The following is a 14,077-nucleotide window of genomic DNA, read 5'->3' as shown; positions in this document are numbered from 1 at the left end:
GCGGAAGGTTGATTGCGTTGCGTTAAACAACAAAGCTGTTGACCAGCACCGCCGTATGGGGCCGACTCAACAGCTTGACGTTAACGACAAGCCCTAGGGCTTGAAAAAGTGGCTGGGGAAGAAGGATTCGAACCTTCGCATGCTGGAATCAAAATCCAGTGCCTTAACCAGCTTGGCGATTCCCCAATTCAACTGCTAATCCAGTCCCGTAGCGGGTGGTCCATCAGACCTTGGCAAGCCCAGGTTTGCTGTACTACTGCTACGGCTTCGCTTTCGCGACTCGGTATTTTACCGATAATTTGCTGTTGGCACATCTGGGCCTGTTTCATCGTTACAAACTCGACAAAAAAACACGACCCCGAGCCACTCATTCTTGCTGTAAGACCCTGCTGTGTCAGCCATTGGTAAAGGGCGGCAACGCGTGGGTATCTGGCAAAAACGACCGGTTCCAAATCATTGCGTCCAAATAAATCTGGTGCGTTGATTTTTTGCCAATCAGCAAAGACCGCTATTTTGAGCGAAGCAGAGTTTCTTGTCAAATCGCTATCGGCAAATACACGGGCAGTCGCTACGTTTTGCGGCGGTTGCACCACAAGGTAGCTGCGCTCGGGCAGTTGCACCGGCGTCAGGACCTCGCCTATGCCGGTGGCGAAGGCGGGCTGGCCATGGACAAACACCGGCACATCCGCTCCCAGGGGCAAGGCCAGCGCCATTAGTTGCTGGCGATTCAGACCGGTCTTCCATAGCCGGTTAAGCGCAATCAGCGTGCTGGCAGCATCGCTGGAGCCGCCCCCCAAGCCGGCGCCCGACGGAATGTTTTTTTGGTATCGCACCTGACACCCCTGGCGGGTTCCGGTCGCAGCCTGCAGGGCATGCGCCGCTCGCACCACCAGGTCGTCCTCGGGCGACAAGCCCTCCACAGCGCAGCCTTCACGCACGATCCGGCCATCGCTGCGCGCATCGAAATGCAAGGTATCGCTGAGATCGATGAAGCGAAAGACGGTTTCCAGCAAGTGATAGCCGTCGGCACGGCGACCGGTCACATGCAGAAAGAGATTGATCTTGGCCGGCGCGGGCACATCGTATAAAGCCGCCATGAGCCGCGCTTAACTGCCGTCCGCGACCAGGCGCGCACTGATGGCGCGATTGGCGTCGTTGCGGTTCATTTGCAACAGGCGCGGGCCCTGGTCGTCGTAGCGGGATAACTGCACGCGCCAGCCGTTTTGCGTAAACGATGCGATATTCCCGCCATCGTCCTTGCGCAGATCGCTGACCGGATCATTACCGGTACGGCCACGCAACCAGTCGCGCAGGCCGGATACCGGTATGGGGCTACCCAGTGCCTGCTCGACCAGCGCATCAGGATGATCCGCGTGCTCGACCTGTCCGTTGCTGCGCGTCAGCACGGCGCGGCCCGGCAATACCTGTACGCGCGCCAGCGTGCTGCCCAATGGGTTGGCAAGGTCCAGCAGCAGTTCGCGGCCGGTATCACGCCACACAAAACCGCCCTGCACCGCATCGCGCTTGCCGTTGAAATAAACCACGCTGACAGCAAAGCGTCCTGCACGATCAAACGCCGGCCCATCGGCCTGCTGGGCATGGCGTGTAGGTGTTGCACATGCAGCAAGCAAAAGCGCGGCCAGCACGGCGCAAGCGACTGCGCGAAATCGGGTCAGCGCGAGCATCATTGCAGGTTGACTCCCAAGCGTTCAAGTGTGCTGCGCAGGGTTTCGTTCTCGGGGTCGTTGCCCCGGCCTTCCTGCCAGATTCGGCGGGCTTCGTCGACCTTCCCGGTCACCCACAAGACCTCACCGAGGTGCGCCGCCACCTCTGCCGAGGGCAGTTGTGCATACGAACGCTCGAGGTACTCGATGGCGGCCTGATGATCGCCCCGGCGATACAGATACCAACCCACGCTATCGAGTATGTAGGGATTGTCCGGATCGAGCTCGAGCGCCCGCTCGAGCAAGTCCTGAGCTTGATCGAGCTCGCGATTCTGCTCGGCATAGGTATAGCCCAAGGAGTTATAGGCATTGGCGTTGTCTGGGTCGAGCTCGATCACGCGCCGCATCAGCGCTTCGAACTCTGCCATCTTGCCTTGCCGTTCGTAGAGCATGGCCAGGTCATATTTGATTTCCGGCGTATCAGGCAGGTCCTGGTCGGCCTCTGCCAGCAGTTCGACGGCAGCGTCCGTGCGGCCGGCCTCGCGATAGATGGACGCGAGGGTCAGCGCGGCCACCGACCGCTCACGCGGATCTTGTGGCTTCAGTGCCTCGATGGTGTTGCGGGCCTGCGTGATATTGCCTAATCGAGCCTGTAATACCGCCTTGTGGATCTGGGCTTGAAAGCGAAGTGAACCATCTTCTATCTGGTCCAGCTGCGCGATGGCCTCGTCCAGGCGGTTCTCCTTTTCGGCGATTTGCACGAGCAGCAGGCGCGCGTCGGACGCATCGGCGGCCGCGTTGCTGGCCTTGTCGGCAATGGCCGCTCGCCTTTGCGTCTGCACATTGATGTATTCATTCAGCAGCGCGCGTGCCTGGTCGTAGCGCTCGGCACGGATGTTGACCTCGGCCTCGGTAAACAAAAGATCGAAATCTTCAGGCGAGCGTTGGCGCATCGCCTGGACTTGCTGCAGCGCGGCCTGGAACTCATTGCGGCTCACCAGGCGATTGACCAGCATCAGTTGCAGCCTGCGGCTGTCCGGATGCGCCGCCACATAAGCCTTGGTTTGCTCGATGGCGGCGGCGGGGTCGACCTTGAGGCCGTATTCGAGCACGCGCTGTGCGGCGGCGTCGGAGTCGGGATCCTTCACCAAAACTTTCTGCGCTTCTTCAAGCGCCCTGCCCGGCTCGGACGCCGCCCAGGCAGCGTCAGCCATGGCCAGGTGCGCGACCGGCAAGGTGCGCACGGACGGGTGCAGGGCTTTCTCGAGGACCTCAAGCGCAAGCTTTTTGTCCGGCATCTTGCTGACAATGGAGGAGGCCTGTGCCACGGCTTGTTCTTTGTTCTCGGCTTTTTCTATGCGCGTCCAGAGCGCCGCCGCCAAACCGGAGGTTTGTCCGTTAGAGGCGGCCAGCGCCAGCGAGGAAGCCACGGCTTCCGGGTCTTGCGGGGCCAGCAGCGCCCATTTGCGCGCAGCGCTGAGGGCACGCGGCAGGTCGTGATCGACCATGGCGAACTGGAAAGCGCGTTTCGCCAGCCGAGGGTCGGAGGTTTCGCTGGCCAGATCCAGCATGGTTTGACTGGCCATGTCGTAGTGGCCACGCGATGCCGCCACTTCGGATGCCAGTATGCGATAAAGAATATCGGCGGTAAGCTTGATGGTGGGCAGTTCGCCCGCGCGCAAGCGTATAACCTCGACATGCTCGTCAGGCGGCTCGGCGGGCGCAGACCATGCCGTGCCAAAGCACAACACGAGAATAGGCGCAAAGACTGCAAACGGCAGGGGAATAGGCAGTTTCATTCAGCAGGACCATCGCCGCTGCGCCCAGGAAAAGCGTCAGATGGCAAAATTACATAAACAGATTTAATGATCTTATCACCCCCTTATGCCTGAGCTGCCAGAAGTAGAAACGACTCGTCGTGGATTAGCGACGATTATGCCCGGCCATGTGCTCGAACGGTTTGTGGTGCACGAACCGCGCATGCGCTGGCCCATTCCGCCCGACCTTCCGGACCGTATCAATGGCTGCGGCGTACTGAGCTGCGAGCGGCGCGGTAAATATTTGCTGATCAACTTCCAGCACGGCACCCAGATCGTGCACCTGGGCATGTCGGGCTCGATGCGCCGCGCCCCGCCCGACGAACCGCGGCGCAAACACGACCACGCCGAATGGATATTCGGCCATGCCCGCTTTCTGTTGCATGACCCACGCCGCTTCGGCGCTGTATTGTGGCACGATGCGGCCGCCGGACCCGTATCTGGCCACCCTCTGCTGGCCCGCCTGGGCATAGAACCCTTTGATCCGGGCTTTACCGCAGAGTTCCTGCACGCCGGACTGCGCGGCAAGTCGCTGGCCATCAAGCAAGCCTTGCTGGCTGGCAACATCGTCGTCGGTGTCGGCAACATCTATGCCTCCGAAGCCTTGTTCAGGGCAGGCATAGACCCACGCAGCCCTGCGGGCGCCTTGTCGCGTCAGCGTTGCACGGCGCTTGCCACGGCCGTACGCGAAACGCTGACCAATGCGCTGGAATCAGGCGGCAGCACATTGCGTGACTACGTCAATGCCACCGGCCAGCCCGGCGCTTACTTCGAAATGCATGCCGCCGTCTACGAACGGGCCGGCCTGCCCTGCCGTTTATGCACCACGCCCATACGCCGCATTGTTCAGGGGCAACGGGCCACCTACTTTTGTCCCGCCTGCCAACGCCGTGCGCGCTAGCATTCGTTTATAGCGAATACATTGCATATAAACGAATTGTGGGATATATTTTGACGATCTAACTGGAGACTTACCAATGACCAAGCAATTCGCCTCCCATGCCGACATGGAAGACAAAGAAGTATCGTTTGAGAAGCTGTCCGACAACGCCTACGCCTATACGGCCGAGGGTGATCCGAACTCTGGCATCATCATCGGCGACGACGCCGTCATGGTGATCGACACCCAGGCAACGCCCATCATGGCGCAAGACGTCATCCGTCGCGTCAAGGAAGTCACCGACAAGCCCATCAAGTACATTTTGCTTTCTCATTACCACGCCGTGCGCGTGCTGGGCGCTTCGGCCTACAACGCACAAGAAATCATCGCCAGCCGCGACACTTACGATCTGATCGTCGAACGCGGCGAGCAAGACAAGGCCAGCGAAATCGGGCGCTTCCCCCGCCTGTTCCGCAACGTTGAATCCGTGCCGCCCGGCCTGACCTGGCCCACCATCACTTTCGACGGCGAAATGACGGTCAACCTGGGCAACCTGGAAGTGCAAATCCTGCAAGTGGGTCGTGGTCATACCAAGGGCGACACCATCGCATGGTTGCCCGAGCAACGCATCTTGTTTGCCGGCGATCTGGTCGAGTACCAGTCCACCCCTTACGCCGGCGACTGCTATTTCCGCGAATGGCCGCACACGCTGGATACCCTGGCCGAATTCAACGCCGAAAAAATGGTGCCCGGACGTGGCCCAGCGCTGAAGTCCGCAGATGAGGTCCGCAAGGGCCTGGCCGGCACCCGGGCCTTCCTGACCGACCTGTATTCCAGCGTAAATACCGGTGTAGCCGAAGGCAAGGACCTGAAGACCATCTACCGCGAAACCTACGACTTCATGAAGCCGCGCTATTCCGACTGGGTCATCTTTGATCACTGCATGCCCTTCGACGTGGCTCGCGCCTACGATGAAGCAACCGGCTACGACGACCCGCGCATCTGGACCGCTGAACGCGACATCGAAATGTGGAAGCAGCTGGAAGGTTAAGCGCCTGCACGGAGCACACGATGGCACACATGGACTACCAGGCTCTGGAATTCGACTATGCGCCACCGCCTCGCGACGAGGGCAAACGCCACTCCGTCGTCGTGGTGGGGGCAGGCCCCGTGGGGCTGACCCTGGCCCTGGACCTGGCCCGGCGTGGCATGGCGGTTGTTGTCATTGACGACGACTACCGCCTGTCCACGGGTTCGCGTGCCATCTGTTTTGCCAAGCGCACGCTGGACATCTGGGATCGCCTGGACGTGGGCGAGCGCATGGTTTCGAAAGGCATCTCCTGGAACGTGGGCCGGGTGTACTTCAAGGATGAAGAGGTGTGGCGTTTCGATCTGCTCCCCGAGCAAGGGCACAGACGCCCTGCCTTCATCAATTTGCAGCAGTACTACTGCGAAGGCTACCTCTACGAGCAGGTGGCAGCCCACGCCAACATCGACCTTCGCTGGAAGACCAAGGCGGTCGCTGTTGATCAGCATGCCGACCATGTCGTCCTCACGGTCGAGACGCCGGACGGTCGCTACACGCTGGACACCGACTGGCTGATTGCTTGTGATGGCGCCCGATCGCCTACCCGCAAGATGATCGGGGAAGAAAGCCATGGCCGGATATTCCGTGATCGCTTCCTGATTGCCGATGTGCGCATGCAGGCCAATTTTCCGACCGAGCGCTGGTTCTGGTTCGATCCGCCCTTTCATCCGAACCAGTCCGTGTTGTTGCACAGCCAGCCTGACAATGTCTGGCGCATCGACTTCCAGTTGGGCTGGGACGCCGACCCAGTCGAAGAGGTCAAGCCCGAAAACGTCATGCCGCGCATCCAGGCGCTATTGGGCCAGGACACGCAGTTCGAGCTGGAGTGGGTCAGCATCTATACCTTCGCTTGCGAACGCATCGACAAGTTCCGTCATGGCCGGGTCGTGTTTGCGGGCGATGCCGCGCATCGCGTCTCGCCGTTCGGGGCCCGTGGCGCCAACAGCGGCGTACAGGACGCCGACAACCTGGCATGGAAGCTGGACCTGGTCAGCCGCGGCCTCGCGCCTGAAACACTGATCGACAGCTATGCCCAAGAGCGCGAGCTGGCCGCCGACGAGAACATCTTGAACTCGTCACGGTCCACAGACTTCATCACGCCCAAAAGCGAGATCAGTCGCCTTTTCCGCGACACGGTCCTGAAGCTTGCGAAAGAACATGAGTTCGCACGCCGCCTGGTCAATAGCGGACGCCTGTCCATTCCCACCAGCTATGTCTCCTCAACGCTGAACACGCCGGACGAAGACGCCTACACCAACGCACCGCCACTTGGCGGCGTAGCACCTGATGGCCCCATCACGGTGGACGGCCAAGCCGGCTGGTGGCTGAGCCAACTGCAGGGCGGCTTTGTTGTCGCCGTGTTTTGTGTCAGCCAACTGCCGCCAGCGGAAGTGCTGGACGAACTGGCCGGCCTGCAAGACGAGCCTTTGGGCGCACAGTTGGTGTTGGTACTTGCGCCCGGCTTGCAAGCGCGAGCCCCCAAGAACCATCGCTGGGTGGTGGACCATCAAATGACGCTGGCAAGGCGCTATGACGCCCTGGACGGCGCCTGCTATCTGATACGGCCCGATCAACACATTGCGGCGCGCTGGCGGCAAGCGGACGCCTCGCGCGTTCGGGCGGCCCTGCAACGCGCAAGCGGCCAGCCCCCAAGGACAGCCCCATGAGTCAATTGCATACTGAATCCAGATTCGCCAGCCCTGACGACTTCTACGAGCAGCTTATTGACGCACACCGCGATCTGACAACCGAGCAGAGCCACGCGCTGAATGCCGCGCTGGTGCTGTTGCTGGCCAATCATATCGGCGACCTGGACATCGTCGGCGAGGCCTTGAACCACGCCCGCGCCACCCTACAAGACCTGCCTAACACTCCCTCAGGAGCAACATCATGACGACACTGAAATACCAAAGCGGATTTGGCAACCATTGCGCGACAGAGGCATTGCCCGGCGCATTGCCCCAAAAACAGAACTCTCCGCAAAAATGCCCTTATGGGCTGTATGCCGAACAACTGTCAGGCACCGCATTCACGGTGCCGCGCGGCGAAAGCCGCCGCTCGTGGCTATACCGCATACGCCCGGCGGCACTGCAAAAAGCCTTTGAGCCTTTCGACGGCGCCAAGGCCTGGAGCAATCAATTCGGCTCAGGCCCGGTTACGCCCAACCGCTTGCGCTGGAACCCCATGGAGATCCCTAGCGTACCCACCGATTTCATCGATGGCATGCACACCTGGGCGGGCAACGGCAATTGCGACGACCAGTTCGGCGTCAGCATCAGCCTGTACGTAGCCAATCGTTCGATGGACAAGCGCTGCTTCTATAACGCCGACGGCGAGATGCTGATCGTGCCGCAAGAAGGTCGGCTGCGGCTGGCCACAGAGCTGGGCCTGATCGACCTGGAGCCCTGCGAGATTGCCGTCATCCCGCGCGGCGTGCGCTTCCGCGTCGAGCTGCTGGACGGAACCGCGCGCGGCTACATGCTGGAGAACTTCGGCGCCGCCTTGCGCCTGCCTGAGCTCGGCCCCATAGGCTCCAACGGCCTGGCCAATGCCCGGCATTTCCAGATACCCGTGGCCTGGTACGAAGATGTCGAAGACGATATTGAACTGGTCGCCAAATTTACAGGCGGCTTCTGGCGCACCATGCTCCAGCACTCGCCGCTGGACGTCGTTGCCTGGCAAGGTACTAACGCGCCCTACAAATACGATCTGCGTCTGTACAACACCATAGGTTCGATCAGTTTCGACCATCCCGACCCTTGCCTGTTTACCGTACTGACCTCCCCATCGGACGTCCCCGGGGCCGCCAACATGGATTTCGCCATCTTCCCTCCGCGCATCCTGGCTATGGAACACACCTTCCGACCACCCTGGTTCCACCGCAATATCGCCGGCGAGTTCATGGGACTGATCCAGGGCGTGTACGATGCCAAGGCAGACGGCTTCGCCCCGGGCGGCGCCAGCCTGCACAACTCCATGAGCCCGCATGGCCCCGATGCCGACACCTTCGAGAAGGCGTCCGTCGCCGACACCAGCAAGGCCGATTATCTACGCAGTACCATGGCATTCATGTTCGAAACACGCCGCGCGATCCGGCCCACGCAGGCAGCCATGACGGCAAGCACCCTGCAGAGCGACTACGATGCCGCCTGGTCCGGGATCCAGAAGCACTTCGACCCGAACAAGCCATAAGCACACACAGGAATCACCATGTCTTATTTAAATGAAACGCACGACCCCGGCCTACAAAGCTGGGTCGCATCCGCCAATGTTGCCGACAACGGCTTCCCCATCCAGAATCTGCCCTTCGGTGTCTTCCGTCCCGCAGGCAGCACTGAAGCTTTTCGCGTAGGCGTCGCCATCGGCGACAAAGTGCTGGACCTGGCCGCGCTGGCCAAGGCTGCCCCATGGAGCGGCGCTGCCGCCGAGGCACTGGCCGCTTGCGACGCGCCCGAACTCAATGGCTTGATGGCCCTGGGCCAGACACATTGGTCGGCCTTGCGCCTGGCGCTCTCGCGCGCACTTCGTGCCGGCTCGTCCGAGCAAAGCCTGCTGGAACCCTTGCTGACTAACGTAGCGCAAGCAGAACTCGGCCTGCCAGCGCGCATCGGCGACTACACCGACTTTTATATTTCGCTGCACCACGCCACCGCAGTCGGCAAGCAGTTCCGTCCCGACAACCCATTGCTGCCGAACTATAAATGGGTGCCTATCGGCTATCACGGCCGGGCATCGAGCATAGGCGTGTCGGGCCAGCAGTTCCCGCGTCCTATCGGGCAGACACGCCCCACCGCAGAAGGCGATGCACCGGCTTTCGGGCCTTGCCGCCGGCTGGACTACGAGCTTGAACTTGCCGTTTTTGTCGGACCGGGCAATGCGCAAGGCGATCGCCTGGACATCGCTGATGCAGAAGCACATGCATTTGGCCTTTGCATACTGAACGATTGGTCTGCGCGTGACCTGCAGGCCTGGGAATACCAGCCTCTGGGCCCTTTCCTGGCCAAGAACTTTGCCAGCACGATCTCGCCCTGGGTGGTGACCCTGGAGGCGCTGGCGCCATTCCGTACCGCTTTCAAGCGTGATGCCAGCGATCCGCAGCCCCTGCCCTATCTCACCAGCGATGCCAACGACACCAGCGGCGCCTTCGATGTTGCATTGGACGTGCTGATCAGTACGGAAAAGTCGCGCGCAGAGCAGCAAGCGCCGGCTACGCTGTCCAGCAGCAACTTCAAGGAAGCCTACTGGAGCGTCGCCCAGATGTTGACGCATCACACCGTCAATGGCTGCAATTTGCAAGCCGGCGATCTGCTGGGCACCGGCACCTTGTCGGGCCCTGCTGGCGGCCAGGAAGGCTCGTTGCTGGAATTGAACCAGGGTGGCAAGAAGCCCATCAAGCTGCCGTGGGGCGAAGAGCGCGTCTTCCTGGAAGACAATGACGAAGTCACCTTGCGCGCCCGTTGCAGCAAGGCCGGCTACCCCACCATCAGCTTTGGAACCTGCGTCGGTAAGGTGCTGCCGGCCCGTCTATAAGCAAGCGCTGGCCTAGGTGGCCAGCATCTTGCCCGGGTTCATCAGATTGTGCGGATCAAGCGTTTGCTTGATCTGCCGCATCAAGGCCAGCTCGACCGGATCTTTATAGCGCGGCAGTGCATCGCGTTTCAGTTGGCCGACGCCATGCTCTGCGCTGATCGAACCGCCAAACTGGTGCACGCTATCGTGCACCACTTCGTAGATGTCGTCCTGCATGGCAAGCAACTGCTCTTCGGTGTAGGCATCGCCACGTGCCACGTTGTAATGCAGGTTGCCGTCGCCCAGATGGCCGAAGATCACATGCTCTATGCCGGGAAAGCGCTGCTGCAATGCCGCGTTGGTCGTCGTGACGAACTCGGCCATGCGCGACACCGGAATCGACACATCGTGCTTGATGCTTTTGCCGAAGGCCTTCTCTGCCAGCGGTATGCTTTCGCGCAGGTGCCATAAGGCCTTGCTTTGGCTGATGTTCTCGGCGATGACCGCATCGGCCACCAGGCCATCCTCGATGGTTGCTCCCACCACTTCTTCAAAGCGTTCGCGCGCGTGTTCGGCGCTTTCGCTATCGGATAACTCCAGCAAGGCGTACCACGGCAGTTGGGCCGAAGGGCCTTCGAAGGGTATACGCTGCTGCGGATAACACTGCGTCACGCCCTGCAGGCAGTTGCCGGCAATAAGCTCGAAGCCGGTCAATGCGGCGCCGAAACCCTTGCGTGCGGCCGACAACACCACTACCGCATCGTCTATGGATTCCAACGCCAGCAAGGCCGTGCATTGCGCGACCGGCACCGGAAACAGCTTGATGGTGGCAGCGGTAATAATGCCCAGCGTGCCTTCGCTGCCTATGTATAGGTTGCGCAGGTCGTAACCCGTGTTGTCCTTGCGCAGGCCTCGCAGGCCGTTCCAGATTTCGCCCTGTGCCGTGACGACTTCCAAACCCAGCACCAGGTCGCGTGCATTGCCGTAGCGCAGCACTTGCGTGCCACCGGCGTTGGTGGCCAGGTTGCCGCCCAGTGTGCAACTGCCCTCGGCCGCCAGGCTGAGCGGGAACAGACGATCATTGTCGCGCGCCGCTTGCTGCACCGATTGCAATATGCAGCCTGCTTCCACGACCATGGTGTCATTGTCGGTGTCGACGCTGCGGATGGCGTTAAGACGCCCCAGGGACAGCACCACAGCCTTCCCCGAAGAATCGGGCGTAGCACCCCCGCACAAGCCGGTATTGCCGCCCTGAGGCACCATGGGCACGCTATGTGCCACACACCAGCGAACGAGTTCAGCCACTTCGGCCGTCGAGCCCGGACGCACCACAGCCAATGCCGCGCCCTGATAGCGCCCGCGCCAGTCGGTGGTGTAGCTGTCGGTGTCTTCGCCCGTCAGCACATGCTGTTGCCCGAACATTTGAATCAGTTCGTCTACTGGAGTCATTACCGCCTTCCGCAAAAAGTAAAAATAGAAATGCCAATCATGATTTTAAGCCAGATACCTACAGCACCCTCAAAGCCGCATCAACCGGCACTGCGCGCCGGAATCCGCGATAATCACCAGCAAAGCCCAAACTGCTCATCAAGGAATAAAAGTGAACCAAGCCGCCAGCCTGCCTTCCGCTGTTTTCAAAGCCTACGATATACGCGGCACCGTGCCCGATCAGCTTAATGCGGCGTTCGCGCAACGGTTGGGACAGGCTCTGGCACAACGGGCCCGCAACGAAGGCATCCCCACACTGGTAGTCGGTTACGACGGCCGATACAGCAGCCCCGAGCTGTCCACCGCCCTGCAAGAGGGCATCATGCAAGGCGGCGTCAACACCATCGACCTGGGCATGGTGCCTACGCCACTGGTGTACTTCGGCACCCATACTCAAAAGACCGGCTCGGGCATCGCCATTACGGGTAGTCATAACCCGCCCAACTACAACGGTTTCAAGATGATGATGGGCGGCAAGACACTGTATGGCGACGACATACAGCAGTTGGCCGCCATCATGGCCAATCCCGAACCTGCCGATGGCCTCAAGCGCGGTACCCGACAAGTCATGAACCTGCTGGACGCTTATGTGGACGAGATCACGCGGGGCGTGGGCCTGTCGCGACCCATGAAGATCGCCATCGATTGCGGCAATGGCGTGGGTGGCGTCGTGGCAAAGCGCCTGTATGGCGCGCTGGGCTGCCGGGTCGACGATCTGTATTGTGAAGTGGACGGCGGCTTTCCCAACCATCATCCCGATCCGGCCGATCCGCACAACCTGCAAGATCTCATACGCCATGTGCAGGAAAGCGATTGCGAACTGGGCCTGGCCTTCGATGGCGACGCCGACCGGCTGGGCGTGGTGACCAAATCAGGCCAGATCATCTGGCCCGATCGACAACTGATCCTGTATGCGCAAGACGTCCTGCAGCGCCAGCCTGGCGCCACCATTATTTTTGATGTGAAGTGCAGCCGCCATGTGGCAAGCTGCATCGAACAAGCCGGCGGACAACCCTTGATGTGGCAGACGGGGCACTCGATGATCAAGGCCAAGCTGGCCGAAACCGGCGCACCGCTGGCGGGCGAGATGAGCGGCCACATATTCTTCAAGGAACGGTGGTACGGCTTTGACGACGGCCTGTACACCGGTGCGCGCCTGCTCGAAATATTATCCCGCCACGACGATCCCTCGGCTGTACTCGAGGCACTGCCTCAAGACATCAGCACGCCTGAAATCAAGCTGGAGATGAAAGAAGGCGAGCCGCACGCCTTGATTGCACGACTGCAAAAAGAGGCTCGGTTTCCCGCCGCCACCACCTTGCACACGATAGACGGCGTGCGTGCGGAGTACCCCAGCGGTTTTGGCCTGGCTCGTGCCTCTAACACCACGCCCGTCATTGTGCTGCGTTTCGAGGCCGACACCGAGGATGACATCGAACTGATCAAGGCCGAGTACCGTCAGGCGCTTACCGCTCTGTCACCCGGCATCAAGCTGCCGTTCTAGGGCAGGCGCAGCGCCGCGTAGAGCCGCAGATGTGCGGCAACTATCCGGCCAATGTCGAACTCGGTCTCAGCCAGTCGCCGCCCGGCGGCCGCCATAGCCTGGCGCTGGGCGGTGTTCTCGGCCAGTTGCAGGACGGCATCGGCCAAGGCGCGGGCATCGCGTGCCGGCACCAGCAAGCCTGTGACGCCAGGGTCGATGGCATCACGGCAACCGGGCACGTCCGTCGTTACCACAGCCCGTCCGCAGGCTGCAGCTTCAACCAGGCTTTTTGGCAGGCCCTCACGATAAGACGGCAGCACCGCAATATGCGATTGCGCATACAGCGCGGCAATGTCGCTGCGCTCGCCCAGGCACTCCACCACCCCCTCTTTGCGCCACTGCGTGTACGTGTCTTCAGAGACGCTCGCCGGATTGCCCGGGTCAGGGGACCCTACCAGCCGCCAACGCAAGCCGGTGGGATGACCTGCCGTCATGCGGGCCGCGTCGACAAACTCCTGCGCGCCTTTATCGTGCAAGAGACGCGCCACCATGATGGCCACAGGGGGGCCCGGCGGCTCGGGCACAACGGGAAAGGCATCCAGGTCAACGCCCGATCCGCGTATCAACACGGCTTGCCCCGGCTGCAGTACCCGCGCCTGCTGCAGCACATCCCTATCGTTCGCGTTCTGGAAGATCACCCGGCTATTGGGATGGCCCAGGGCCAGGCGGTAAAGCAAGGTTGCCGCCCGCCTCGTGGCATCCAGGCCACCGCTGCGCCCAGTGAATAAAAACCCCAAGCCGGAAATTGCCGCGACGTAAGCGGGCACACCCGCCAGGCGTGCCGCAATGCCGCCATACAACACCGGCTTGATGGTGACGGCATGAACGATGTCCGGCCTGATGCGCCGGAACAAACGCCACATGGCGTGGATGGACTGGAATTCCTGCACCGGGTTTTTGCCGCTGCGCGACATTGGAATCACATGATGCACCAGACCATGCGACAGGATCTCGGGCACAGTTGGGCCATCCATCGTCGCCACATGCACGTCGTAGCCTTCCTCTTTGGCGCCCAGAGCCAAGGGCAAGCGGTGGGACAGGAAGAATGCGGGGTTATTGACCATAAACAGCAATAAAGGAGCGGTCCGT

At 61.1% G+C, this 14,077-nt stretch carries 12 protein-coding genes and 1 tRNA gene; 7 read left to right on the top strand and 6 right to left on the bottom strand.

The window, feature by feature from the left end; translation table 11 throughout:
* Positions 1–109: 109 nt before the first annotated feature.
* From CKA81_RS00590 to CKA81_RS00575, 4 genes are all read right to left on the bottom strand, one after another.
* Positions 110–186, bottom strand: a tRNA-Gln gene (locus CKA81_RS00590).
* 2 nt (positions 187–188) lie between these two features.
* On the bottom strand, positions 189–1,097 hold the full coding sequence (ispE, locus tag CKA81_RS00585) for a 4-(cytidine 5'-diphospho)-2-C-methyl-D-erythritol kinase (RefSeq protein ID WP_128353555.1): 909 nt from the start codon (positions 1,095–1,097) through the stop codon (positions 189–191).
* Between the two features lie 9 nt (positions 1,098–1,106).
* Positions 1,107–1,688, bottom strand: a complete 582-nt coding sequence (lolB, locus tag CKA81_RS00580) for a lipoprotein insertase outer membrane protein LolB (protein WP_128353554.1) — start codon at positions 1,686–1,688, stop codon at positions 1,107–1,109.
* Positions 1,685–3,463: a tetratricopeptide repeat protein gene (locus tag CKA81_RS00575; RefSeq protein ID WP_128353553.1), complete on the bottom strand. Its 1,779-nt coding sequence runs from the start codon at positions 3,461–3,463 to the stop codon at positions 1,685–1,687. The genes lolB and CKA81_RS00575 overlap by 4 nt, the downstream gene beginning before the upstream one ends.
* An 85-nt stretch (positions 3,464–3,548) precedes the next feature.
* Here CKA81_RS00575 and mutM point away from each other — a divergent pair, with 85 nt between their 5' ends.
* From mutM to fahA, 6 genes are all read left to right on the top strand, one after another.
* Positions 3,549–4,382 carry a bifunctional DNA-formamidopyrimidine glycosylase/DNA-(apurinic or apyrimidinic site) lyase gene (mutM, locus tag CKA81_RS00570; RefSeq protein WP_128353552.1) on the top strand — a complete coding sequence of 278 codons (834 nt, stop codon included), beginning with the start codon at positions 3,549–3,551 and terminating at the stop codon, positions 4,380–4,382.
* 76 nt (positions 4,383–4,458) lie between these two features.
* Positions 4,459–5,412, top strand: a complete 954-nt coding sequence (locus CKA81_RS00565; RefSeq protein ID WP_128353551.1) for an MBL fold metallo-hydrolase — start codon at positions 4,459–4,461, stop codon at positions 5,410–5,412.
* Positions 5,413–5,432: 20 nt separating this feature from the next.
* Complete coding sequence (locus tag CKA81_RS00560) at positions 5,433–7,115, top strand: FAD-dependent oxidoreductase (protein WP_128353550.1); 1,683 nt, start codon at positions 5,433–5,435, stop codon at positions 7,113–7,115.
* The gene (locus CKA81_RS00555; RefSeq protein WP_128353549.1) at positions 7,112–7,342 is read left to right on the top strand and encodes a DUF2783 domain-containing protein; all 231 of its coding nucleotides are present in this window, start codon (positions 7,112–7,114) and stop codon (positions 7,340–7,342) included. The genes CKA81_RS00560 and CKA81_RS00555 overlap by 4 nt, the downstream gene beginning before the upstream one ends.
* Positions 7,339–8,640, top strand: coding sequence for a homogentisate 1,2-dioxygenase (hmgA, locus tag CKA81_RS00550; RefSeq protein ID WP_128353548.1), 1,302 nt, complete (start codon positions 7,339–7,341; stop codon positions 8,638–8,640). Before CKA81_RS00555 ends, hmgA begins: the two co-directional genes overlap by 4 nt.
* Before the next feature lie 18 nt (positions 8,641–8,658).
* Entirely contained in the window at positions 8,659–9,978 is a 1,320-nt protein-coding gene (fahA, locus tag CKA81_RS00545; protein WP_128353547.1) for a fumarylacetoacetase, read from the top strand.
* Between the two features lie 12 nt (positions 9,979–9,990).
* On the opposite strand, the gene CKA81_RS00540 is transcribed toward fahA, so the two are convergent.
* Complete coding sequence (locus tag CKA81_RS00540; RefSeq protein ID WP_128353546.1) at positions 9,991–11,406, bottom strand: FAD-binding oxidoreductase; 1,416 nt, start codon at positions 11,404–11,406, stop codon at positions 9,991–9,993.
* 151 nt (positions 11,407–11,557) lie between these two features.
* On the opposite strand from CKA81_RS00540, the gene CKA81_RS00535 reads away from it, so the two are divergent.
* Positions 11,558–12,949: a phosphomannomutase/phosphoglucomutase gene (locus CKA81_RS00535; protein ID WP_128353545.1), complete on the top strand. Its 1,392-nt coding sequence runs from the start codon at positions 11,558–11,560 to the stop codon at positions 12,947–12,949.
* On the opposite strand, the gene CKA81_RS17440 is transcribed toward CKA81_RS00535, so the two are convergent.
* The gene (locus tag CKA81_RS17440) at positions 12,946–14,052 is read right to left on the bottom strand and encodes a glycosyltransferase family 4 protein (RefSeq protein ID WP_317135169.1); all 1,107 of its coding nucleotides are present in this window, start codon (positions 14,050–14,052) and stop codon (positions 12,946–12,948) included. The two genes, CKA81_RS00535 and CKA81_RS17440, sit on opposite strands and share 4 nt — an antisense overlap.
* Positions 14,053–14,077: the final 25 nt, after the last annotated feature.

The organism is Pollutimonas thiosulfatoxidans (assembly GCF_004022565.1).
GTDB lineage: Bacteria > Pseudomonadota > Gammaproteobacteria > Burkholderiales > Burkholderiaceae_B > Pusillimonas_D > Pusillimonas_D thiosulfatoxidans.
This window is presented reverse-complemented; position numbering and strand designations above follow the sequence as displayed.